General features: G+C 35.3%; 19 protein-coding genes and 1 pseudogene. 12 read left to right on the top strand and 8 right to left on the bottom strand.

What is annotated here, in order from left to right; all coding sequences use genetic code 11:
- The first annotated feature begins 8 nt into the window (after positions 1 to 8).
- The 6 genes from prpD to Q9306_RS04215 all read left to right on the top strand — a co-directional run bounded on the left by prpD (position 9) and on the right by Q9306_RS04215 (position 8,797).
- The gene (prpD, locus tag Q9306_RS04240; protein ID WP_306195624.1) at positions 9 to 1,445 is read left to right on the top strand and encodes a 2-methylcitrate dehydratase; all 1,437 of its coding nucleotides are present in this window, start codon (positions 9 to 11) and stop codon (positions 1,443 to 1,445) included.
- Positions 1,446 to 1,462: 17 nt separating this feature from the next.
- The gene (prpB, locus tag Q9306_RS04235) at positions 1,463 to 2,371 is read left to right on the top strand and encodes a methylisocitrate lyase (RefSeq protein ID WP_306195622.1); all 909 of its coding nucleotides are present in this window, start codon (positions 1,463 to 1,465) and stop codon (positions 2,369 to 2,371) included.
- Positions 2,372 to 2,775: 404 nt separating this feature from the next.
- Complete coding sequence (locus tag Q9306_RS04230) at positions 2,776 to 4,536, top strand: sigma 54-interacting transcriptional regulator (RefSeq protein ID WP_306195620.1); 1,761 nt, start codon at positions 2,776 to 2,778, stop codon at positions 4,534 to 4,536.
- A 139-nt stretch (positions 4,537 to 4,675) separates the two neighbouring features.
- Positions 4,676 to 6,385, top strand: coding sequence for an acyl-CoA dehydrogenase FadE (locus Q9306_RS04225; RefSeq protein WP_306195618.1), 1,710 nt, complete (start codon positions 4,676 to 4,678; stop codon positions 6,383 to 6,385).
- A 16-nt stretch (positions 6,386 to 6,401) separates the two neighbouring features.
- Positions 6,402 to 7,292 (top strand): NAD(P)-dependent oxidoreductase, encoded by an 891-nt coding sequence (locus Q9306_RS04220; protein ID WP_306195616.1) that lies wholly within the window; start codon positions 6,402 to 6,404, stop codon positions 7,290 to 7,292.
- Between the two features lie 44 nt (positions 7,293 to 7,336).
- The gene (locus Q9306_RS04215) at positions 7,337 to 8,797 is read left to right on the top strand and encodes a CoA-acylating methylmalonate-semialdehyde dehydrogenase (RefSeq protein WP_306195614.1); all 1,461 of its coding nucleotides are present in this window, start codon (positions 7,337 to 7,339) and stop codon (positions 8,795 to 8,797) included.
- 82 nt (positions 8,798 to 8,879) lie between these two features.
- Here the strand turns inward: Q9306_RS04215 and Q9306_RS04210 are convergent, their stop codons facing one another.
- Positions 8,880 to 9,932 (bottom strand): enoyl-CoA hydratase/isomerase family protein, encoded by a 1,053-nt coding sequence (locus Q9306_RS04210; protein ID WP_306195612.1) that lies wholly within the window; start codon positions 9,930 to 9,932, stop codon positions 8,880 to 8,882.
- A gap of 713 nt (positions 9,933 to 10,645) precedes the next feature.
- Here Q9306_RS04210 and Q9306_RS04205 point away from each other — a divergent pair.
- A complete protein-coding gene (locus Q9306_RS04205) occupies positions 10,646 to 10,906 on the top strand; it encodes a hypothetical protein (RefSeq protein ID WP_020060637.1) in 261 nt (86 codons plus the stop codon).
- Between the two features lie 390 nt (positions 10,907 to 11,296).
- Here the strand turns inward: Q9306_RS04205 and Q9306_RS04200 are convergent, their stop codons facing one another.
- Positions 11,297 to 12,415: an RNA-guided endonuclease InsQ/TnpB family protein gene (locus Q9306_RS04200; RefSeq protein ID WP_306195608.1), complete on the bottom strand. Its 1,119-nt coding sequence runs from the start codon at positions 12,413 to 12,415 to the stop codon at positions 11,297 to 11,299.
- A 293-nt stretch (positions 12,416 to 12,708) separates the two neighbouring features.
- Here Q9306_RS04200 and Q9306_RS04195 point away from each other — a divergent pair, with 293 nt between their 5' ends.
- Genes Q9306_RS04195 through Q9306_RS04185 form a run of 3 tightly spaced genes read left to right on the top strand, consistent with a single transcriptional unit; the run spans position 12,709 to position 17,214 of the window.
- A complete protein-coding gene (locus Q9306_RS04195) occupies positions 12,709 to 12,948 on the top strand; it encodes a DUF2584 family protein (RefSeq protein ID WP_306195606.1) in 240 nt (79 codons plus the stop codon).
- 22 nt (positions 12,949 to 12,970) lie between these two features.
- On the top strand, positions 12,971 to 14,128 hold the full coding sequence (locus tag Q9306_RS04190; protein ID WP_306195603.1) for an exonuclease SbcCD subunit D: 1,158 nt from the start codon (positions 12,971 to 12,973) through the stop codon (positions 14,126 to 14,128).
- Complete coding sequence (locus Q9306_RS04185) at positions 14,125 to 17,214, top strand: AAA family ATPase (RefSeq protein WP_306195601.1); 3,090 nt, start codon at positions 14,125 to 14,127, stop codon at positions 17,212 to 17,214. The genes Q9306_RS04190 and Q9306_RS04185 overlap by 4 nt, the downstream gene beginning before the upstream one ends.
- A gap of 43 nt (positions 17,215 to 17,257) precedes the next feature.
- Here Q9306_RS04185 and Q9306_RS04180 read toward each other — a convergent pair.
- The 3 genes and pseudogenes from Q9306_RS04180 to Q9306_RS04170 all read right to left on the bottom strand — a co-directional run.
- Positions 17,258 to 17,932 (bottom strand): annotated as a pseudogene (locus Q9306_RS04180) (site-specific integrase); the annotation flags it as partial.
- A gap of 114 nt (positions 17,933 to 18,046) precedes the next feature.
- Entirely contained in the window at positions 18,047 to 18,367 is a 321-nt protein-coding gene (locus tag Q9306_RS04175) for a hypothetical protein (protein WP_306195597.1), read from the bottom strand.
- A 259-nt stretch (positions 18,368 to 18,626) separates the two neighbouring features.
- Complete coding sequence (locus Q9306_RS04170) at positions 18,627 to 19,241, bottom strand: excalibur calcium-binding domain-containing protein (RefSeq protein WP_306195595.1); 615 nt, start codon at positions 19,239 to 19,241, stop codon at positions 18,627 to 18,629.
- Positions 19,242 to 19,685: 444 nt separating this feature from the next.
- Between Q9306_RS04170 and Q9306_RS04165 the strand changes: the two genes are divergently transcribed.
- A complete protein-coding gene (locus Q9306_RS04165) occupies positions 19,686 to 19,820 on the top strand; it encodes a hypothetical protein (RefSeq protein WP_306195593.1) in 135 nt (44 codons plus the stop codon).
- Positions 19,821 to 19,871: 51 nt separating this feature from the next.
- On the opposite strand, the gene Q9306_RS04160 is transcribed toward Q9306_RS04165, so the two are convergent.
- From Q9306_RS04160 to Q9306_RS04150, 3 genes are all read right to left on the bottom strand, one after another.
- Positions 19,872 to 20,168 (bottom strand): hypothetical protein, encoded by a 297-nt coding sequence (locus tag Q9306_RS04160; RefSeq protein WP_306195943.1) that lies wholly within the window; start codon positions 20,166 to 20,168, stop codon positions 19,872 to 19,874.
- Positions 20,169 to 20,366: 198 nt separating this feature from the next.
- Positions 20,367 to 20,888 (bottom strand): transposase, encoded by a 522-nt coding sequence (locus Q9306_RS04155; protein WP_306195591.1) that lies wholly within the window; start codon positions 20,886 to 20,888, stop codon positions 20,367 to 20,369.
- A 40-nt stretch (positions 20,889 to 20,928) separates the two neighbouring features.
- The gene (locus Q9306_RS04150; protein WP_306195589.1) at positions 20,929 to 21,483 is read right to left on the bottom strand and encodes a GNAT family N-acetyltransferase; all 555 of its coding nucleotides are present in this window, start codon (positions 21,481 to 21,483) and stop codon (positions 20,929 to 20,931) included.
- 428 nt (positions 21,484 to 21,911) lie between these two features.
- Here Q9306_RS04150 and Q9306_RS04145 point away from each other — a divergent pair, with 428 nt between their 5' ends.
- The gene (locus tag Q9306_RS04145) at positions 21,912 to 22,448 is read left to right on the top strand and encodes a DinB family protein (RefSeq protein WP_306195587.1); all 537 of its coding nucleotides are present in this window, start codon (positions 21,912 to 21,914) and stop codon (positions 22,446 to 22,448) included.
- The last annotated feature ends 236 nt before the right edge of the window (positions 22,449 to 22,684 follow it).

The following is a 22,684-nucleotide window of genomic DNA, read 5'->3' as shown; positions in this document are numbered from 1 at the left end:
AGGATAGCGTGATTAAAACAAATGAAATTAAACAAAAAGATGCAATTTTAGAAGAGATTACAGATTATGTGTTAAATAAAGAGATTACAAGCTCAGAGGCATTCAGTACAGCACGCTATGTGCTACTTGATACACTTGGATGTGGGATTTTAGCACTGCAATATCCAGAGTGTACAAAATTACTAGGACCTGTCGTACCAGGAACTGTTGTACCAAATGGTACACGTGTGCCGGGAACATCATTTGTGCTTGATCCAGTACGGGGTGCCTTTAATATCGGATGTATGATTCGTTGGTTAGATTATAATGATACGTGGCTTGCGGCTGAATGGGGACATCCATCTGATAATTTAGGTGGCATTTTAGCTGTTGCAGATTATGTGAGCCGCGTTCGTATTTCAGAAGGAAAAGAGCCATTAAAAGTAAGAGATGTACTTGAAATGATGATTAAAGCACATGAAATCCAAGGTGTACTTGCATTGGAAAATAGTTTAAACCGCGTTGGTCTTGACCATGTGTTATACGTAAAAGTAGCGACAACAGCAGTTGTTACGAAAATGCTTGGTGGCACACGTGAAGAAATCTTTAATGCATTGTCTCATGCATGGATTGATAACTCTAGTCTTCGTACATATCGTCATGCGCCAAATACAGGTTCACGTAAGTCATGGGCAGCTGGGGATGCAACAAGTCGTGGTGTTCATCTTGCACTTACTGCATTAAAAGGTGAAATGGGTTATCCAACAGCATTATCTGCACCAGGATGGGGATTCCAAGATGTATTGTTTAACAAGCAAGAACTAAAATTAGCAAGACATTTAGATTCTTATGTAATGGAAAATGTATTGTTTAAAGTATCATATCCAGCAGAATTTCATGCTCAAACAGCTGCAGAATGTGCAGTGAAATTACAACCAGAAGTGAAAGAACGATTAGATGAAATTGACCGTATTACAATTACGACACATGAATCAGCAGTTCGTATTATTGATAAAGAGGGTCCATTAAATAACCCAGCTGACCGTGATCATTGCTTGCAATACATTACTGCAATTGGTTTATTAAAAGGTGACATTGTTGCAGATGATTATGAGGATGAAGTAGCTTCTGACCCTCGTGTAGATGAATTACGAAATAAGATGGTTGTTGTTGAAAATAAACAATACAGTTTAGATTACCTTAATCCGAACAAGCGCTCAATCGCCAATGCTGTTCAGATTCATTTTAAAGATGGTACAGTAACAGAAAATGTAGAATGTGAATATCCATTAGGTCACCGTTTCCGTAGAGATGAAGCGATTCCAAAGGTTGTTCAAAAGTTCTCTGCAAATATGTCTGTTCATTACTCTAATAAACAACAAGAAAAAATTCATGAGGCTTGTTTAAATGAAGAAAAATTAGAAAATATGAATGTAAATGAATTTGTAGATCTTTTCTTAATTTAAGTATAGGGGGAATAAGAATGGCTTGGGTTGTAAATAAACAGTCAACACAAGAAGAACTTGCCAATCGATTCCGAACTTTAGTAGAAGCGCCTGAAATCTTGCAAATTCCTGGAGCACATGATGCGATGGCTGCTCTTGTTGCAAAAAATGCTGGATTTTCAGCTCTTTATTTGTCAGGAGCTGCTTATACAGCAAGTAAGGGTTTACCAGATTTGGGCATTGTAACATCTACTGAAGTGGCTGAAAGAGCAAGAGATCTTGTTAGAGCAACGGATTTACCTCTTCTTGTCGATATTGATACAGGGTTTGGTGGAGTATTAAATGTAGCAAGAACTGCTGTAGAAATGATGGAAGCAAATGTAGCTGCTGTTCAAATCGAAGATCAGCAACTCCCTAAAAAATGTGGACATCTAAATGGCAAAAAACTTGTTTCTATTGAAGAAATGCAACAAAAAATTAAAGTTATAAAAGAAGTAGCACCATCGATGGTTGTTGTAGCTCGTACGGATGCTCGTGCTGTTGAAGGATTAGATGCATCGATTGAGCGAGCAATTGCTTACATAGAAGCGGGTGCGGATGCTATTTTCCCAGAGGCTTTACAGTCAGAAGAAGAGTTTCGTTTATTTTCAAAAAAAGTAACGGTACCTTTACTTGCTAATATGACTGAATTTGGGAAAACACCGTATTATACTGCCGAGGAATTCGCTAATATCGGTTATCAAATGGTCATTTATCCAGTGACTTCTCTTCGCGTAGCAGCAAAAGCTTATGAGCGTATTTTTCAGCTTATAAAAGAAGAAGGGTCGCAAAAAGAAGGACTCGCTGATATGCAAACAAGAAGTGAATTATATGAAACTATTTCTTATCATGACTTTGAGGAGTTAGATAAGGGAATTGCAAAAACAATTTTATCTGAAGGACAATAGATGAAGTGAAACTTCCAGCAGTGGAGGCATCCTCCCACTGCTAGTTAGTTGAACCAATCGGGTGCATGCCAGCAGTTATTGCCCATCAATCCTCCTCGCTCCCTTCTGAACCTTTGGGATGAGGGGGGCTTACTACCCGCGAATAGCGTGATAAAATAAGAAAGCGATGATACACATTTTTAGCAAAAACACCTGCTTGATGTGAAATGAATCATCGCTTTTTTGTTATATTAACGGATAGTAAGAATGGGATTGATAAAAGTTTTTGGACGAAAAAGAAACGAAATCCTCGTTTGTGTGGTTTCATTTAATCATAATATTTTTTCCGCAGTAGAAAAGCATTAGCGTGTTAACCAGATAGGAAAAGAGGAGTATAGATATTCTAAAGGAAGGGAAATTCAGTTATGATGGCTGTAAAATATGACTCTGTTCGAAATTGGATGAAGCAGGACCCGTACATTTTGAGGAAAGATGATACAATTCGAGAAGCATTACGACTACTAGCTGAATCAGAGAGCGCAGAACTCCCTGTTTTAGAAAATAATCATGTGATTGGGGTTGTGAAACTAATTGATTGTGTAAAGTGGTTAGAGGATCATTCAAAGTGGGATGAACCGATTGTCACTATACTGAGACGTTCTTTCTATAACGTAAGGGAAGAGTTTTCATTAAGCGAGTTAGAGAATATTCCACTTTATGTTACCTGTGAGGAAAACAGAGAGCTTAAAGGAGTGTTCAGTAATAAGGAATTATTAGCCTTTCAAAAAGATTTGGTTCAAGAAATCGAATGTGCACATCAAACGATAGAATGGTTTAAACTTTGTTTTGATTCTGCATACGAAGGTATTGCAATTGTGGATGAAAATGGAGTTATCCAAATGTTTAATGACACGTATAGTCGCTTTGTTGGTGTAACGAAAGAAGAAGCAATTGGGCAGCGCGCTGAAAATGTAATTGAGAATACGCGGCTTCCAGTTGTATTAAAAACAGGAGTACCAGAAAGAAATCAAGTGCACCGTCTGCAAGGACAGAATCTAGTTGTGCACCGGATGCCAATTTGGAAGCAGGGAAGAGTGATAGGTGCTGTAGGGATGCTTATTCATGAAGGGATTTCAGATATTTATAAAATACTAGAACGATTTGATCAAAAGGATAGGACAATCAAACCAACGTTTTCTAAACCGAAAAAGAAACAGATTCGATTTGAAGATATTCTTGGAGAAAGCCAAACAATTTCTGAAACGAAAAAAATGGCTCGAAAAGCAGCTAGATCAAAAGCATCCGTATTAATTACTGGGGAAAGCGGTGTTGGTAAAGAGCAATTTGCACGTGCTATACATGAGACCGGTATAACAAAAAACGGTCCATTTATAAGTGTGAACTGTGCTGCTATTCCTGATAATTTACTAGAATCTGAATTGTTTGGTTATGCAGAAGGTGCTTTTACAGGTGCGAAAAAGAATGGGAAGGCAGGGAAATTTGAACTTGCAAATCATGGGACATTATTTTTAGACGAGATTGGCGATATGTCTCTATTAACGCAAGTGAAAATTTTACGTGTTTTACAAGAAAGGGAAATAGAAAGAATAGGTGGCACACATCCATTTCCTGTTGATTTCAGGTTAATCGCAGCGACAAATAAAGATTTAAAACAAATGGTTAGAGAAGGAACCTTTAGGGAGGATTTATATCATCGTCTTCATGTTATTCCGATTCATATTCCACCGCTTCGCTTTCGAAAACAAGATATACCACTCATTGTCGAAGAACATTTACAAAAGTTATGTCAAATGTATGGTGCTGAAGAAAAGACACTTGATAAAGAGGTATTACGCCTTATGTTCCATTATAATTGGCCGGGTAATGTTAGGGAATTAATCAATGTGTTAGAAAGGCTATTTGCACTATCAGATGATGCACATATACGGGCTAAGGATTTACCAGAAGAATTTTATTATCGGGATATGGAGCAAAAGAAATTGGTACCTATGATTCAGTCTTTACCAGCAAAACAAGAAGCGATGAAAGTGGTGCGTGAAGAGGAAGAAAGAGGATTAATTGAACGCGTTTTAAAAGAAGCAAAAGGAAATAAGTCAAAAGCAGCGGCATTGTTAGGGATTTCTAGGGCGACCCTTTATAATAAATTGTCAAGATTCAAAATTTAAACAATTGTTCTATCAAGTGTAAAACTGTCTAGACAGTTTTACGTTTTCTTTTCATTTTGCCCTTGTTCTATCAAGTTTTTAGATTGGCATAGATTTTGCAAATAAATAAAATGAAGAATGAAATGATAGGGGGATACAGATGGAGAAAACAAAGTTGCAATGGGACGAATTTTTTTCGCTGAATCAGGAGCTTAATACAACCTTTTTTACACCTGAGGATTTTTCAAGTGATGAAGATTTAATCGCAAAAACAACAGAACAATTTGTGAAACAGGAAATTGTTCCTCAAATTGAAAATATCGAGCAGCACAATTATCAAGTTTCCCGCAGGTTGTTTGAAAAGGCTGGAGAACTTGGATTGTTGAGTATAGAGGTTCCAGAAAAGTATGGTGGATTTGAATTAGGGAAAGCAGTTTCTGGACTTGTGGCGGAAAAGATGGGATATGCAGGAGCCTTTAGTGTTTCCTTTAATATTCATGCTGGAGTAGGAACGCTGCCATATATATATTACGGAACAAAAGAGCAGAAGGAAAAATACTTACCTAAAATTGCATCAGGCGAATGGATTGGAGCTTATGCTTTAACAGAACCTAATGCTGGATCTGATGCATTAAGTGCAAAAACAAGTGCTTTCTTAAATGAAGAAGGAACAGCTTGGACATTAAATGGTGAAAAACAGTGGATTACAAATGCTCATATGGCTGACGTATATGTTGTTTTTGCAAAGACAAATAAAGGAATGACAGCATTTATTGTCGAAAGAACTTGTGAAGGCGTTTCGATTGGCATAGAAGAAAAGAAAATGGGTATTAAAGGTTCTTCAACTGCGACACTGATTTTAGAGGATGTCGTCATTCCTGCTGAAAATGTACTAGGGGAAGTAGGAAAGGGACATCACGTAGCTCTTAATATTCTCAATTTTGCTAGATTGAAACTTGCTTTCGGAAATATTGGAACAGCAAAGCAAGCAATTGGCCTATCTGTTCAATACGGAAAAGAACGAAAACAGTTTCAAACAGATTTAGTTGATTTCACGATGATTCAAGAGAAAATTGCAAATATGATTATCGCTACATACGGTGCAGAGAGCGCAGCTTATCGAACAGCAGGCGTAATTGATGAAGCAATTCATGAGAGTGATGAAGGTATTATGCAGAGAATGTCTCAATTTGCAATGGAGTGTGCAATCAACAAAGTGAACGCTTCAGAAACACTTGGAAATATTGTGGATGAAGCGGTACAAATTCATGGTGGTTATGGTTATATGCAAGAATATGAAGTAGAACGATTATATCGTGATGCTAGAATTAGCCGTATATTTGAAGGGACGAATGAAATTAACCGCTTAACAGTTGCGAAAATGTTAATGAAACAAACGAAACAACTAGGGGACCAAGTAGATGAAGACACATTTAAAAATGTAGAACGAAATCATCGTTATATTTTATTATCGAAACAATTATTGAAGCAATCTTTGAAAACGCTATCTCAAACTCCTGAATTAAAAATCGAACAAGAACAAGAATATTCACGCGTGTTAGCAGACATATTGAAAGATGTATATGTAATGGAATCGGCATTTTTACGTACAAAGAAAGCGATAAGTAAAAATGGTGAAGGAAAAGAACGTACAAAACAGTTTATAACGGATGTGCTTTGTGAAGAAGGATATCGAAAAATAGAATCAGCGGCAATTGTTCTTCTTTCTGCAGCGGTGCAAGAAGAGCAAACTAGAAACGCCATTCTAGATGAAATTCGTCAACTGTCAGTACCTATATACACGAACTTGTTTACGAAAAAGAGAGAAATCGCAAAAACGATTATAAATCGCGGGAAATATATTGTTTAAATAGGAGGAGAGCAGTATGAAAAAGATTGGTTTTATCGGTTTAGGTAATATGGGTCTTCCAATGTCTAAAAATTTAGTTAAATCAAATTATACGGTATATGGAGTTGATTTAAATAAAGATGCTGAAGCTTCCTTCGAGAAAGAAGGAGGGATTATCGGTTTATCAATTAGAAAATTAGCAGAAACATGTGATTTGATTTTTACAAGTTTACCGTCACCGCGAGCAGTTGAAGCTGTTTATTTTGGCGAAGAGGGTTTAATTGAGAATAGTCATTCGAATGTTGTTTTAATTGATACAAGCACAGTAGCTCCGCAACTAAATAAAAAGCTTGCAGATGATGCGAAAGATAAAAAAGTCGATTTCTTGGCTGCACCGGTTAGTGGTGGAGTGATTGGAGCGGAAAACCGCACATTAACTTTTATGGTTGGTGGACCAAAAGAAGTATATGAAAAAGGTTTACCAGTGATGGAAGTATTGGGAGCAAATATATTTCATGTGAGTGAGCAAATTGATAGTGGTACGACTGTAAAATTGATTAATAACTTATTAATTGGTTTTTATACAGCGGGTGTTAGTGAAGCTCTGACATTAGCAAAGAAAAACAATATGGATTTAGATAAAATGTTTGATATTTTAAATGTGAGTTATGGACAAAGTAGAATTTATGAGCGCAATTACAAAAGCTTTATTGCGCCAGAAAACTATGAACCAGGATTTACTGTAAATCTACTAAAGAAAGACTTAGGATTTGCTGTTGATTTAGCAAAAGAAGGTGAGCTTCACTTACCAGTGAGTGAAATGCTTTTGAATTTGTATGATGAAGCTGGTAAAGCGGGATATGGTGAGAAAGACATGGCTGCTTTGTATCAAAAGGTAAGTGAACAATTAATCTCTAGTCATAAATAACAATGAATACTAGCAAATATAAAAAATAAAAAGGAGCGAATACAATGATTACAACAGAAATTAAACGCGTGAAAAATCATATTAATGGTGAATGGGTAGAATCTACTGGCACAGAAGTGGAAGCTGTTCCGAATCCTGCGACTGGGAAAATAATTGCTTATGTTCCACTTTCTCCAAAAGAAGATGTGGATCGTGCTGTTGAAGCTGCAAAAGCAGCATATGAAACATGGTCTAAAGTACCAGTTCCAAATCGCTCAAGACAGCTATATAAATATTTACAACTTTTACAAGAAAACAAAGATGAGCTTGCAAAAATCATTACATTAGAAAATGGTAAAACATTAAAAGATGCAACTGGCGAAGTGCAGCGAGGGATTGAAGCTGTAGAACTGGCAACATCAACACCAAATTTAATGATGGGGCAAGCACTTCCAAATATTGCAGGTGGAATTGATGGTTCAATTTGGAGATACCCAATTGGAGTTGTTGCTGGTATTACACCGTTCAACTTCCCGATGATGATTCCACTATGGATGTTTCCATTAGCAATCGCTTGCGGTAATACATTTGTATTAAAAACATCTGAAAGAACGCCGCTTTTAGCAGAAAGACTAGTAGAATTATTCTATGAAGCGGGCTTCCCGAAAGGGGTTTTAAACTTAGTACAAGGTGGAAAAGATGTTGTAAATAGCATTTTAGAAAATAAAGATATTCAAGCTGTTTCATTTGTTGGATCTGAGCCAGTTGCACGCTATGTATACGAAACAGGAACAAAATATGGAAAACGAGTACAAGCACTTGCAGGAGCGAAAAACCATGCAATTGTTATGCCGGACTGCAATATTAAAAAAACAGTACAAGGTGTCATTGGCTCTGCATTTGCGAGCAGTGGAGAGCGCTGCATGGCATGCTCTGTTGTAGCGGTAGTGGATGAAATTGCTGATGAATTCATTGATGTTCTTGTATCAGAAACGCGTAAATTAAAAGTCGGTGATGGTTTCCATGAAGAGAATTATGTAGGTCCATTAATTCGTGAATCTCATAAAGATCGTGTACTAGGCTATATTAATAGCGGTGTAGCAGATGGAGCTACTTTATTAGTAGATGGCCGTAAAATTAATGAAGAAGCTGGGGAAGGGTATTTCGTTGGAGCAACAATCTTTGATGGTGTGAATCAAGATATGAAAATTTGGCAAGATGAAATTTTTGCTCCAGTATTAAGCATTGTGAGAGTAAAGGATTTAGAAGAAGGAATTAAGCTTACAAACCAATCAAAATTTGCAAATGGTGCAGTTATTTATACGTCAAGTGGTAAACACGCACAAACATTCCGTGATAATATTGATGCAGGGATGATTGGCGTAAACGTTAACGTTCCAGCTCCAATGGCATTTTTCGCATTTGCAGGAAATAAAGCTTCTTTCTACGGTGACCTAGGTACAAATGGAAAAGATGGTGTGCAATTTTATACACGTAAAAAAGTAGTGACCGAACGCTGGTTTTAAGAGGAATGTAAAAAAGTGTCCATTGTATTGGACACTTTTTTATTGGGAAAATGTTTCATGCTAGAAACCCAACTTGCTATTATTAGTTTCTTATAAGATGGAAAAAGTTATTTACAACTTCGTCTGAAACATCTTCTAAATGTTTATATTTATACTGAGGGTTTTGGTCCTTATCAATGACAACAGAGCGTATTCCTTCGAAAAAGTCTTCATGTTTCAGAAAATTTTTAGCGAGCACAAGATCAGTGGCAAAGCACTCTTCTAATGTTTTTTCTTTGCCATCAATAAATTGTTTTAAAGTTATTTTTAAAGAGAAAGGTGATTTTGACAAGATTGTTTCTTTTGTTTGTGTTGCAAAAGGACTCGCATCTTTTTCTAAAGAATGGATAATTTCTTCGACAGCGTGAAAAGAAAAGTGTTTATTAATCGCTGTTTGGAATGACGAAAGTTCACTTTCGGTAACAGGAACTTCTGAATAATCATTGATTAGCTCTGTTAATGCTGTATGTATATCTTTGGTATGCCAATCTATTTGTTCAATGTGATTAAGAAAGGCATTTAATTTTTCACTAGAGATATAAAAGTCAGCAGCATTGATATATAGTACATCAGGTGCTTTAATGACAGAAGCTGTTAATGCTAAGTAACGTCCGATATAGCCCGGCGCTTTATTTAAGAAATAAGCAGATCCGACATCAGGGAAAAAACCGATATTCATTTCTGGCATAGCCCACTTTGTTCGCTCAGTTACAATTCTATGACTAGCTCCGTAAGTAAGTCCAACACCTCCGCCCATAACAAAGCCATCTAAACAAGCGACAATTGGTTTAGAAAATTTATAAACGAGCATATCTAATTGGAATTCATCTTCAAAAAATTGCACCGCATTTTGCATGGCAGAGCCATGTAAACGAGCTTCGTAAAGAGTCTTAATATCACCGCCGGCACAAAGACCTTTCGTACCTGCGCCTTTTATAATGACAAGATGAATTTGATTATCCATTTCCCATTCTTTTAACTTTTGCGTCATTGGTCCTATCATTTCATAAGAAATGGAGTTTAATGCTTTTGGGCGATTTAATGTAATTGTAGCTACGCCATTTTTGTTAACTGAAAATAGAACTTGATCAGTCATAGTATATCCTCCTCTATCATTCTCTGTTTGTTTTCACAAGTTGTGTCAGTGTCTAGGAAAATAGACTTTTTGTAAAAAGACAGAGAAAGTGCATTTTTATATATAAACTTCTTGTTTTTTTTCTTTAATCCTGCAATATCACATGTCTTTCTTTGTTTTAAAATGAAGAGCAAATGAATATACTGTAGAAAATAGACATGATCTTTACTTGTCATGCATTTTTTTGTGTTTTTTGGAGAAAGAGGGAAATATTCTTTATATTAATGAATAAAGAGTAAAAGTGCCGCATATTTTGGCGAGATATTTTGGAAGGATTTTATAAAAGAAAAATGAATATTAAACTTCTAACGATGAATTGATATCATTCACAAATGTGATTATAAAACTTATGATTTGAAATTTTTCATAATAAAGGTTTTAATCAATAGATATATAAGTACAAATTGAAAAAATGACATAAAAACCACTTTTTTTAGGGGAGGAGACCAGAGCAACTGGCCATGCATAGAGGCGGTCAGTGCCTTTTCCTGCCACGTGCAAAGGTAGAAAGCAAGTAGCGGCCATGTTTTATTCTGCATAGTAGCGACTTATACGTTAAAAAATTAACTTGTATTTATATATAACAAGTTTTCTATATTTTAGCGTTATGTATATTTAAATATAAAATATTTAATTGTACGTGGCCTAAGAAAGTAAAGGAAGGGGAGATTGGAATGCCAGGGATTTTGCTATTATCGGTCATTATTTTGTCTTTTCTTATGGTTGGTTTAACTTTTTATTTCCATCTAGAAGATCCAGAGCAGGATACGGTGCAAGATAAAGTACGATTGGTATTTCCAATTTTCATTTTAACAATTGCGATTAGCTTTTCATTAACTGAAAATAATTACGTTGCAATACTTTCATGGCTTTTTATGACAGTATTACTATTCATTGTGTTGTACGTTGTGATGAAGGATTATTTACAAAAATAAAAGTGTCGTTTACGGCACTTTTATTTTAAAGTGATATTTAATTTCACATACCGTAATAAGAAGAAATAAAAAAATCAATAGTAGTAAATCTCTTAGGCATTTAAAACAGTAAAGTTTCACTTTATATTCTGTTGCTACTTTTCTCATACTATAAATAATGACAGAAGCTGAATGATTTTTTATTAGGGAAGTTATACCTTTCTCATTCATTCTCTTGTCAATCAGTAATGCCCGCTATACTAGTGAATAACCCCTCCTTATCCATCTTGTGGTAGGGGCTTCCTGTTTCATAGACCGTTGCGTAGTGAGGGGTCCCACTGCGTCTTACACAGTCTCCACAGGCGTAGATTATACTGTTCGGACATAACCTTGCCCTACAGTTTGTAGACTTTAGTTTGTGGCAAGCAATTCTTCTAATCCTTTTTGTAAGATGTTTCGGCTCGCGTTATAGTCTCTATCCAATACTGTTCCGCACTTTGTACAAATGTGAGTACGAATAGAGAGAGATTTCTTCACACGATTCCCGCAAAAAGAACAGTCTTGTGAAGTATATTTTGGCTCTACTTTGATGAGTACACCGCCATGATTTTCACATTTGTAAGCAAGCATGTTTCGAAACATTCCCCACCCTGCATCAGAAATAGATTTCGATAATTTTCTGTTTTTAACCATGTTACGAATGTTCAGATTTTCTACAACAATAACAGAATACTCTTTCGCAAGATTGTAACTGAGTTTATGAAGAAAATCTCTGCGCTGGTTCGCTACTTTTTCATGTAGCTTGCGAACACGCTCGATTTGTTTTATAAAGTTAGCAGAACCTTTTTTCTTCTTAGAAAGTTTTCGCTGTGCTTTCTTGAGTTGTTTTTCTTTTTCACGGAGAAATCTAGGGTTTTCAAACTCTAAACCATTAGAAAGAACGGCATAATTATGTAATCCCACGTCAATTCCTATCGCACGATTAGTATCGATACCAGATGGTACAACTTGTCTTTCGACACAGAAAATAGCGTACCATCTTTTCCCTTGGCGTTTGAGAATCAGTTGCTTGATTGTTCCTTCGAGTGGTCTATGAAGTAGGATATCTATTTCTCCCAACTTTTTATTGTATAACTTACCGTGATCAGAAAAAGACATCGCATAACGATGCTTTCCGTTTGGTTTGAATCCAAATTGCGGAAATGTCATACTATTGTAGTCTTTATACTTTTTCTGTTTTGGATATTTTGCATCTTTACGAAAGAAATGATCAAACGCTTTTTTCAGACGTACAAAAACTTCCTGTAGCGGCTGAGAAGGTATTTCTTTTAGAAAAGGATACGTATTCTTGTCCAATGTAAGTTGTCTTTGCATATCATAACGATTGTAATTTTCTTTGTTTTGCTTATATTTCCGTTCTTTGTCTAGCAAGGCAGAATTATAGGTTTGACGACAATATTGTAGCCAACGATCTAACACTTCTTTTTGTACTTCTGTTGGAAAGATTTCATATTTTTGATTCAACAACATTGTCGTCACCTCCCATTCGTTTTATCCTTGTGTTTCGATGTGTTGGTTTAGAACTTTTAATAGTGCATCGCCCACAATCGATAAACAATAACTTTGAGACCCAAAGTATTCTTTACATACATACATACATACATACATACATTCTATTTGATTTGAGGAAATTCCTTTGGCTTACGTCAACCAAAATTCATTCCCTCTCTACTCATTGGGGTTTCACCCTTCTCATTCCTTGAGGAAGAGGAATTCTTTTGGAAATATGTTAAAATAGAGACATAAAAAAGGGGTGTTTTTGCATGAAGTTTGAAATGCATACAAAGATTATTGTAAATGAAACCGAGAAACGATTACATACAGAAGATAATATTTTTCAATTAATGTTAGAAGGATATCATTTATTTGTAGTGGATGAAACGTTGCCAGTTTATAAAACAAGACAAGAGCTTGTTGGAAGTGCCGTTGTCAAGAAAGTGGAATGGGCAGAGGGAAGAACGACGCTTTTATATCAACTGATTTCACTTCAATCTGTGAATTAATAGAAGAGAAAGGAAGGAAAAGATGAAATTTTTTCATACAGCCGATTGGCATTTAGGAAAGCTTGTACATGGTGTTTATATGACAGAAGATCAGCGCTATGTTTTAGAGCAATTTATACAAGCAGTCAAAGAAGAAAAACCAGATGCTGTTATAATTGCAGGAGACTTATACGATCGTGCTATCCCTCCGACAGAGGCGGTAGATTTATTAAATGAAACATTACAAAAAATTGTAATTGAATTACAAACACCAGTACTAGCGATTGCGGGAAATCATGATAGTCCAGATCGTATTCATTTTGGAAGTAGTTTAATGAAGAAACAAGGCTTACACATTGTCGGACAATTTCAATATCCATATGAGCCAGTTGTTATGCATGATGAATATGGAGAAGTACATTTTCATTTAGTCCCATATGTCGATCCAAGCATTGTTCGTCATGTTATGAAAAATGAGGACATTCGAAGTCATGACGATGCAATGCGTATTTTTATGAATGAGTTATCAGAAAGTATGGATAAAGAGGTGCGTCATGTTTTTGTTGGACATGCTTTTGTAACTTCATCAGGGGAAGCTGAAGAAAATACAAGTGATGCTGAAAGGCCATTATCTATCGGCGGAGCAGAATATGTAAACAGTCATTATTTTGACGCTTTTCATTACACAGCACTTGGCCATCTGCACCAGGCACATTACGTACGGAATGAAACAATTCGCTATGCAGGTTCGCCGCTCGCTTATTCTATTTCAGAAGAGCATCATAAAAAAGGGTATTACATTGTTGAATTAAACGAAGTAGGACAAGTAACACTTGAAAAACGATCATTAACACCAAGGCGTAAAATGAGAACGGTTGAGGCGAAAATTGATGAATTGCTGCAACTTCCTGTTTCCGAAGACTATGTATTTGTAAAATTATTAGATGAAAATCCTGTATTGCAACCGATGGAAAAGATTCGTTCTGTATATCCAAATGCAATGCATGTAGAGCGTGTTATCAAAAGAAAAGAATTAGCGAATGAAAATATTGCAGTCACTTCACGCCATAAAATGGATGATCTTTCCCTTGTGAAAGCTTTTTACAAAGAAATGAAAGGGACGGAGTTATCAGAAGAAAAAGAACGTCTCTTCTTAGAAGTATTAAAAACAGTTCATGAACGAGAGGGGGAGAGAGCGTGAGACCTATCAAACTTATTATGACAGCGTTTGGTCCATATAAACAGCAAGAAACGATTGATTTTGAAGAACTAGGCGAACATCGTATTTTTGCGATTTCTGGAAATACAGGTGCGGGAAAAACAACGATTTTTGATGCGATTTGTTACGCATTGTACGGAGAAGCGAGTGGAGAAGAACGTAATGATACGAGTATGCTTCGTAGTCAATTTGCTGATGATAACGTATATACAAGCGTTGAATTATTATTTCAATTAAAAGAAAAAACGTATTGTATAAAGCGTCAACTTGGTCATAAAAAGCAAGGGAATAAAACGATTACGGGCCATGCGATTGAATTTTATGAAGTTGCTGGTGATGAGCAGATTCCATGTGTAGATCGCTTCCATGTGACTGATGTAAACAAAAAAGTGGAAGATTTAATTGGTCTTAGTAAGCATCAATTTAGTCAAATTGTAATGCTCCCACAAGGTGAATTTCGTAAACTGTTAACATCTGAAACGGAAAATAAAGAGGAAATTTTACGTCGGATTTTTAAAACAGATCGATATAAATTAATGAGAGAGTTATTAGATCAAAAGCGTAAAGAATGGAAAGATGTTCTGCAAGAAAAGCAAAAAGAACGCGAATTGTATTTTCGTAACGTGTTCAAGCTTCCTGTGAGAGATGGTGCATTGCTTGAAATATTAGCAAATCAAGAACATGTGAATACACATCAAGTAGTAGAAGCACTTGAACAAGAAATGAATTTTTATGAAAAACAAGAAAAGCAATTAGAACAACAAGAATCAGTGCAGTTAAAGCAATTAAAAGAAGCGGAAACAGGTTATCATGAAGCGAAAGCTTTGAATGATAGATTACAAGATTTGCAAACAAAACAAAATCGTTATGATTTATTAGGGCAGGAACGTTCTTCTATTGAAATGAAAGAACAACAATTTAAACAAGCCGAGCAAGCAAACCGATTATTACCGTTTGAACAATGGTATGATGAAGCAGTTCAAAGTGCAGAGCAAGCTGAGCAATACATGAAGCAAACGGCTGGTAAACAAGAACAACTAGTACTAGCTTATGAACGTGCAAAGCAGCAGTACGAACAAGAAAAAAACAATGAAACGATCCGTGAAGAAACGAAGCGGAATATCCAAATGTTAGAAGAATTAAAAGAAGTAATTGCAACATTTGCTGATAAGAAAATAAAATTAGCAGTGGCAGAAAAACAAATGGAGCAATTTAAGCGTGAGATAAGTAAATTAGAGGAGCAGCAAGAATTCAGTAGTGCACAAAAACTACAGCTTGCCAGTAAGCTAAAACAGATGGAAAAAGCACTTGAGCAATATATAACCAAAGCGGAGCAGTTAAGCCGTATGCGTGAAGATGCAAAAGTATTAAAAGATACTTACCAAGTGTGGCAAGAAGTGCAAAAGTATGAGAAGGAAAGAAAGGTCACCTTCGAACAGATGAATGTTGCTCAGCAAGCATATGAAACTTTGGAGAAATCATGGCTAAGCGAACAAGCTGGTCAGCTAGCAATTCATTTACATGATGGTAAACCTTGTCCAGTTTGCGGCAGTACTGCTCACCCAAATAAAGCGACTGAACAAGAATTGTCTGTTGATGAAGAACAGTTAAATAACCTTCGTGAACAAAAAGCACAAGCTGAAAAGCAATTCGTTCAAATAGAAGAAAAATGTAATTTTTACAAAAGGCAATATGAAGAATTATGTAAAGAAGTGCAGAGTCGCGGGTACTCTGCACTAGAGTTAGGAAATGTGTATCAAACATTAATTGAGCAAGGAAAACAACTTGCTGCAGAAGTAAACGAGTTAAAGTCGACTGAAGAAGAACGGAAACAATTATCGCCACAGCTACAAAAGCTAGACGAACAATTAGATAAATTGCAGGAGACTAAACGTGAAGTAGAAGGGAAATTGCATCGCTCTGAAATGGAATTGATTCAACTGCGAACAGCGTATGAAAATGATAAAGAAAAAATTCCAGCAGAGATGCAAACATTAGAAGCATGGCAACAAGCGTGTGAAACGAAAGCTTCTTTACTTCACAGTCTGCAAGAAGCATGGCAAAGAGCGCAAGATGAATTTCAGCGTTGTACGAGTGAAAAAATTCGCGTGGAAGAAGCATATAAAGCAGCGCAGCAACAATTTACACAAAGAACAGAGAAAAAAGAAGAACAGTATGTACGTTTCATGAAAGAACTTGAAGCAAGCGGCTTTGCAAGTCAGCAAGCATATAATGAGGCTAAATTATCTGACGCAGAGCGAACAAGCTTGCAACAACACATTCAATCGTATTACGGGACGCTTGAAGTTTTAACGAAACAAATTGAAGAATTAACAGAGGCGCTCCGCGGAAAAGAATGGACTGAGTTAACAGAGTTAGAAGAACAATTGAAAGAATTAGAAATTCAGCTTGATATTATAAAAGAACAACGTCAGCGTACGAACAGTGCCAATGAATATATTTCTGATCTACATGAAAATATTCGCCGCATTGATGAACAAATACATGAAGAAGAAACAGCATTCCAAGAGCTCGTTGATTTATATGAAGTGATGAAAGGTGACAATGAAAGCCGTATTTCATTTGAACGATACATTTTAATAGAATATTTAGAGCAAATTGTTCAAGTAGCCAATGAACGACTTCGAAAACTATCGAACGGACAATTTTTCTTAAAACGAAGTGAACGGGTAGAAAAACGAAATCGACAAAGCGGTTTAGGATTAGATGTCTACGATGCCTATACAGGGCAAACACGTGATGTAAAAACATTATCCGGTGGCGAAAAATTTAACGCCTCCCTTTGCTTAGCACTTGGTATGGCCGACATCATCCAATCATACGAAGGCGGTATTTCAATTGAAACGATGTTCATTGACGAAGGCTTCGGTTCATTAGACGAAGAATCATTAACGAAAGCAGTAGATGCTTTAATTGATCTTCAAAAATCAGGACGCTTTATCGGTGTAATTTCGCACGTACAAGAATTGAAGAGTGCAATGCCAGCAGTGCTGGAAGTAATGAAGCAGAAAGATGGATGTAGTAAGACGAGGTTTGTGGTGAAATAGGGAGCATTATCCATCGGTTTTGCCCATCGTTTTTTAGCGATTTTTAAGGCCGAGTCACCTCAGCGGTCACTTTTTCTTCGAATACTTTGTCAAGCTTTTCGGCGACAGAACGTTGTATATCAGGTAATACGTGACTGTACGTATTTAACGTAGTTCCAATATCGGAGTGACCTAAACGTTCCGAAATTAATTTTACATTAACGTTTTGTTGTATTAACAGAGTAGGGTGCGTATGCCGCAAATCATGGAATCGTATTTTCGGTAATCCGAGTTTCTCCGTTAAGTGATGAAATGCTCTCCGTATGTTACGTTGATCTAAAGGTTTACCATATTTTGAAGGAAGAACTAAGTCTAAGTCGGTGTATTCGTTACCAACTTTAGATTTTTCATGGTCTATGAATTGTCGATGTGATTTTAGTTCTTCTAACAAGATATTTGGAAAATGAATAGTTCGTATACTACTTCTATTTTTGGCACCGTATTTCAACTCTCTTGTTTCGGTTAAAGTTTGTTTTACATAAATTAAATTATTTGTCATATCAATATCTTTCCACCTGAGTCCTAATATCTCTCCAAGCCGCATACCTGTGAATATTGCTATTAAAAAGCTGATTTGAAAGCGTGTTGCATTCTTAATTTTTTTACTTTCTTTTAAAAAGTGATTTATTTGCTCTAAATCCCAAACTCCCATCTCTTTTTTAGGTATCCTAGGTAAAACAGATAAATATCGAAAGCAAAACCCCCTTTACTAAGTTTAAGAGTGTTTAGTAAGAGGGGGTGTTCATCTATGTAACTAAGGGGTTTTCTTTTTTATAAATTCATAATTTAATAATTATTTTTTCGCCAACTGAAGATACCCATGATAGTAAACTAACCAGTAGCCATCTCCATCCTTTTGTTTCTTATCTACTGTTAGAGTACCAGAATATAATTTCCCGTAAAACATCTGTTCATGGTAGATTTCTTTCGGTGGTTGGCCATAAAAACGTGAATCATAAACTCTAAAAACATTTTCAACGTACTGCTTATCAGGTATAGCAACCTGATATTTACCACTTAATTCATTATTTATCGTTGCTGCTGACGCACCTGTTGGAGCTAAACCTAATAAAAAAATAGCTGACGCTGAAACAGCCAGTGCAATTTTCTTCATATTGATTCCTCCTATTATTTAAATAATCCCTTAGTTATACAACAATATTTTACCATTTTTAAAATTTAATGGAATTGATAAACAGAAATTGGAATATTATGTATTCTTTTCGCTACTACATCTGCCTGTTATATAGTTAAGGGTTCTCTACGAGCAGTAAACTCCTTTAGAAATAAAAGAATTATAGATGAAATGGGGCAATAGTAAATCACACCGCCTCATAAAAAGCCCTTCTCACATGAGAGGGCTTTACACTTAATTATTTATCACAAGCAATTCCATCACCATCTCGATCTAAGTTTGACGAGTATGCTGGATGTCCTTTCGGAATATTTGAGAAACCAGCAGCTTTAGCCTCTTTACAACTTTTAAAGTTATAGTTACCTTGTGGTAAATTGTTATTTGGTTGTTGCTGTGCAGTTTGTTGTTGTTCTTGTTGTTTCTTTTGTTCTTCTTGTTGTTTTTTCAATTCCTCTTGTTTTCGCGCTTCTTCTTGCTTGCGTTGTTCTTCCTCTTGCTTACGTTTGTCTTCTTCTAGTTTCTTTTGCTCTTCTAATTTTTTCTTTTCTTCTTCAGTATTTTTTTGACATTCTTTTGATTTTTCATCTAATTCCTTTTCTTTTTCTTTTAATTTTTTCTCAAGTTTGTCTAAGTCTTTCTCTTTCTTAATTAGTTTCTGCTCTTTCTTTTCTAATTCAGATTTCTGAGCACTACTTGTGTTATTGTTACACGATGCTAATAGAATCAAGAATAGGAATAATAATGTAATGATAACACGCACTGTTTTTGTGAAATGTTTATGTTTCCACATTAGAAATAAACCAATAGGAAAGAAGATGATTAAAAATAAAATAGTCCAAAACTTACTCTGCATTTTTGTCTCCCTCTAATACTATGTATATATTACGATGTTAAGTATATCAGAAAAAATGCGTAATTTTACATAAAATTTCATTTGCAGGATTATTTTTGTCAGAAATTGCATTGAGCGTTCAAGAAAAAGTGGTATGACTATTACTTTTTACCTTTTATAGTATGAATAAAAAATTTATGATGAATTACAACTTCTCAACATACAGTTAATAAAATCTTATACGTAACCAATTAAATCAAAAGGAGATGGAGTAAGCGGAGTAGGAACAAACGCACGAAGTAATAGTGACAGAATAACAAGAATTAATATGACATGTTACAGAAGTGAAACGTGGTAACAGTACATTTCATTCAACAGTCATAAATCCATTGCTGGCTACACAGTATATTTTATTAAGTAAATTATGGTAGATTATTAATTGCTATTCTTGAAGAAATACTTTCGATGATAAGTGACGAAATTTCACAGAAACGGCATCATAATATTGTAGATAACGCGTCGTGGTTATTGTTAGACGGTAATCATGAGTTTCGCGGTATGATGAAGGAAGAAATAACGGCATTTATACATCATCTGTAGCTTGAGTATATGCGTAAATAAAACCGCCTGTTAGGGCGGTTTCTTTTTGCGTTATTTTCTTAAAGCTTTACGTTTTCTTATTTTTTCTTTAATGTACACTACGTTTTTTATACCTAGACGAATTGAAGCGATGATAAGGTAAATGATTACAAGAGCGTAGATGACAATCCAAATCGTATAAATATATGTATCTTGGAATCCGTTTTCAACAAGCCAGTGAGTGACTAGCATTCCGCCGAAGTAAGCCGGAATCATTAGCAGGCTTACATCCCTCGGGTCGGTTGCAAGATAAATCATAAAAAATAGAAAAGCAAGGGCTTCTATTGTGTTTATATCATCAAAAATCATCATTGAAAATCACCTTTCTTAAACCAGTATGCCTATATTCATTATACCAAAAAAACGGTAATTTTCTCCAAATAAATAGAACGCTTTATTCAGCGCACGATCAGGTGAATTATATGAAATTTGAAAGTCATGGCTTTCAATTTAAAACTGATAGAGAAATAGAGGTAATTATACATGTAAGGTGGCTAATGTTTAACGTTAATCAAAGTTATTTTTAGGTATGAAAGAAATAATACTTATTACTAATGCAATCAGAAATATTGGTAGTAATATATATAGCGTTACCTTAGTTATGTATGAGTCATAATGAAATAGGTACCAAAACATAGGCATGTCCCAATAAGAAACTTTTAAAACTGCCACGGTATTTTCACCGCTTGTTTCGTTACGTGTTGTACCTGTAACCTTTCCGTATACAGTAAAACACCCTATGTACGCTGGATCAGCAACATGACGGAACGGGGTGTCGCCCTTTAATTCAATGTCTCTAGAATCTACATTCGGATATGTATCTTTCACTTTTTCTTTTAAAATAGCTAAATCATTTTCACTTATTCTTTGAGGTGCTCCTGTTGTAGCTTGTGAGTATACGTGTAATTTTATATCATCTTTTTGAATGGCAGTTCTACCTACTATTCTATTAGGAGAAAATATAAGAAATATAACGTGAAGAATAAAAAACATTATATACACTTTAGAGTATTTTTTTAACTTATTCAAATTGAATCTCTCCATAAAAAGTAATAGGATTAAGTAAATATCATTTAGGAAAATATAACGCTTGGAATTCGTCTTTCGTAATTCCAAAATAGATTTCATCATAGAATGTTCCATTTGTATAGATCATATTTCTTAAGCGGCCTTCCTCAACAAATTGCAGTTTTCGATGAAGGTTGATAGAAGCCGTATTAAATGAATATATTTGAATAGTTGCTTTTTGATATCTAAGCTCGAAGAAGTAATGTTTTAGTATCGTTATAATCATATCTTTTGCATATCCATTTCCTCTATGGGGAGGGAATACAGATATGCCGTAATCGAATGTCCCGTTTTTAGAATCGCAATTACTGACGTCAATTGTTCCGATTATGTTTTTATTGTGATCTTCGGCAATCCAATAAAAATCATCACAGATAGGAGAAGAACCTTTTGAGATGTCAGCTATCCACTCTTCGATTTGTTCTTTCGTGCGTGGGAAAGCAATGGAATCGAGGTTTTTAAGTATTTCGTTATCTAAGTCTTCGAATAAATAAATATCTTCTTTTTGAGGTGCTCTTAATCGTACCTTATTACCGCTCCAATATGATACTTTCATTATTTTCATCTCTCTTTCTAGTCATATCATTAAGTTAAATTATACCATTCATGTAGTTTTATGTATATCGAATGAACTAGAATATCATCTAGTAGATTAAGTGAAAAAGAAGAAGGACCTGCGTCCGAAACAGGTCCTTTCAATAGATAATGAAACTCGTTAGGAGCTCACCTATTATGTTAGCAGTTGATAGTAGAAGCGTCTATAGGTTAAGGGTTGAGAAAGTTTTTTGTAGGGTGATTGAATTTCAAGATTAGAAGCGGAGAATGCCTAACTTACTCATTGAATTTGTTTTAATTTTACATTATATAAATCGCTCAATTATTCAACTTATAGATAGGATGAATTACTTTTTCTTTTAGAATTTTAATCTTTCTGATTAATATGATAATATTTATAGTAAAGCTAAAATAAAAAGGGTGGTAGAAATGCAAAAGAGACCGGAAGTAAATGAATATAACCCGTATTATTCAACGTATATAAACTTATTACCAAAGGGAGATATTATACATATTTTAGAAGAACAAATGAAAGAGACAAACCTTTTATTGAAAGATCTTTCTGATCGTGAGGGACTTTTTCGGTATGCTCCAAATAAATGGAGCATAAAAGAAGTAATCGGTCATATTGCGGATACTGAACGGATTATGGCATATCGACTTCTTTCGATAGCGAGAGGCGAGACGGTGTCACTTCCTGGATACAACGATGATATGTATGTTCTTAGAGCAGCATTTGATAAACAATCTATGCAAGATCTTCTAGCGAACTTAATGGTTGTTCGTCAATCAACTGTGCATTTAATTAAAAGCTTAGATGCAGAAGCTTGGTTACAAAGAGGGATTGCGAATAACTCTGAGGTCACTGTTCGAGCATTGGCATGCATTATTGCTGGTCATGAGTTTCATCATCGTAAAATTATAAAAGAACGTTATTTGAGTTCTGCTGCTTTTCCATTTGGTTGAAATATGAAGTAAAAAAGAGATTGATTTGTCCAAGTGATGAATCAATCTTTTTTACTTTGCGGCGTATTAGTGGCATTATAAAAATTTTTGTGTCAAAATAAAATTCCTAACGGTTCAAAGAGTTATTTGTTATATTTAGTGTAATTTGTTATATTAAGTGTAGTATATAAATATTTGTAATGAAAACTTGTAAAAGAGGGGGCATATTTTGAAAACGAGAAATGTAGTAAATATTT

It is taken from the genome of Bacillus multifaciens (assembly GCF_030756675.1).
GTDB classification, from domain to species: Bacteria; Bacillota; Bacilli; order Bacillales; family Bacillaceae_G; genus Bacillus_A; species Bacillus_A multifaciens.
Note: the sequence above shows the minus strand (reverse complement) of the source record. Positions and strands in the feature narration are given on the sequence as shown.

Bases quoted from the DNA above. Each gene is read 5' to 3' on its own strand.
- Q9306_RS04170 (WP_306195595.1), bottom strand. From the start codon at position 19,241: ATGCAGAGTAAGTTTTGGACTATTTTATTTTTAATCATCTTCTTTCCT.
- Q9306_RS04175 (WP_306195597.1), bottom strand. From the start codon at position 18,367: ATGAAGAAAATTGCACTGGCTGTTTCAGCGTCAGCTATTTTTTTATTA.
- Q9306_RS04230 (WP_306195620.1), top strand. From the start codon at position 2,776: ATGATGGCTGTAAAATATGACTCTGTTCGAAATTGGATGAAGCAGGAC.
- Q9306_RS04145 (WP_306195587.1), top strand. From the start codon at position 21,912: ATGCAAAAGAGACCGGAAGTAAATGAATATAACCCGTATTATTCAACG.
- Q9306_RS04210 (WP_306195612.1), bottom strand. From the start codon at position 9,932: ATGACTGATCAAGTTCTATTTTCAGTTAACAAAAATGGCGTAGCTACA.
- Q9306_RS04195 (WP_306195606.1), top strand. From the start codon at position 12,709: ATGAAGTTTGAAATGCATACAAAGATTATTGTAAATGAAACCGAGAAA.
- Q9306_RS04150 (WP_306195589.1), bottom strand. From the start codon at position 21,483: ATGAAAGTATCATATTGGAGCGGTAATAAGGTACGATTAAGAGCACCT.
- Q9306_RS04215 (WP_306195614.1), top strand. From the start codon at position 7,337: ATGATTACAACAGAAATTAAACGCGTGAAAAATCATATTAATGGTGAA.
- Q9306_RS04225 (WP_306195618.1), top strand. From the start codon at position 4,676: ATGGAGAAAACAAAGTTGCAATGGGACGAATTTTTTTCGCTGAATCAG.
- Q9306_RS04190 (WP_306195603.1), top strand. From the start codon at position 12,971: ATGAAATTTTTTCATACAGCCGATTGGCATTTAGGAAAGCTTGTACAT.
- Q9306_RS04160 (WP_306195943.1), bottom strand. From the start codon at position 20,168: ATGATTTTTGATGATATAAACACAATAGAAGCCCTTGCTTTTCTATTT.
- Q9306_RS04205 (WP_020060637.1), top strand. From the start codon at position 10,646: ATGCCAGGGATTTTGCTATTATCGGTCATTATTTTGTCTTTTCTTATG.
- Q9306_RS04165 (WP_306195593.1), top strand. From the start codon at position 19,686: ATGATAAGTGACGAAATTTCACAGAAACGGCATCATAATATTGTAGAT.
- Q9306_RS04220 (WP_306195616.1), top strand. From the start codon at position 6,402: ATGAAAAAGATTGGTTTTATCGGTTTAGGTAATATGGGTCTTCCAATG.
- Q9306_RS04200 (WP_306195608.1), bottom strand. From the start codon at position 12,415: ATGTTGTTGAATCAAAAATATGAAATCTTTCCAACAGAAGTACAAAAA.
- prpB (WP_306195622.1), top strand. From the start codon at position 1,463: ATGGCTTGGGTTGTAAATAAACAGTCAACACAAGAAGAACTTGCCAAT.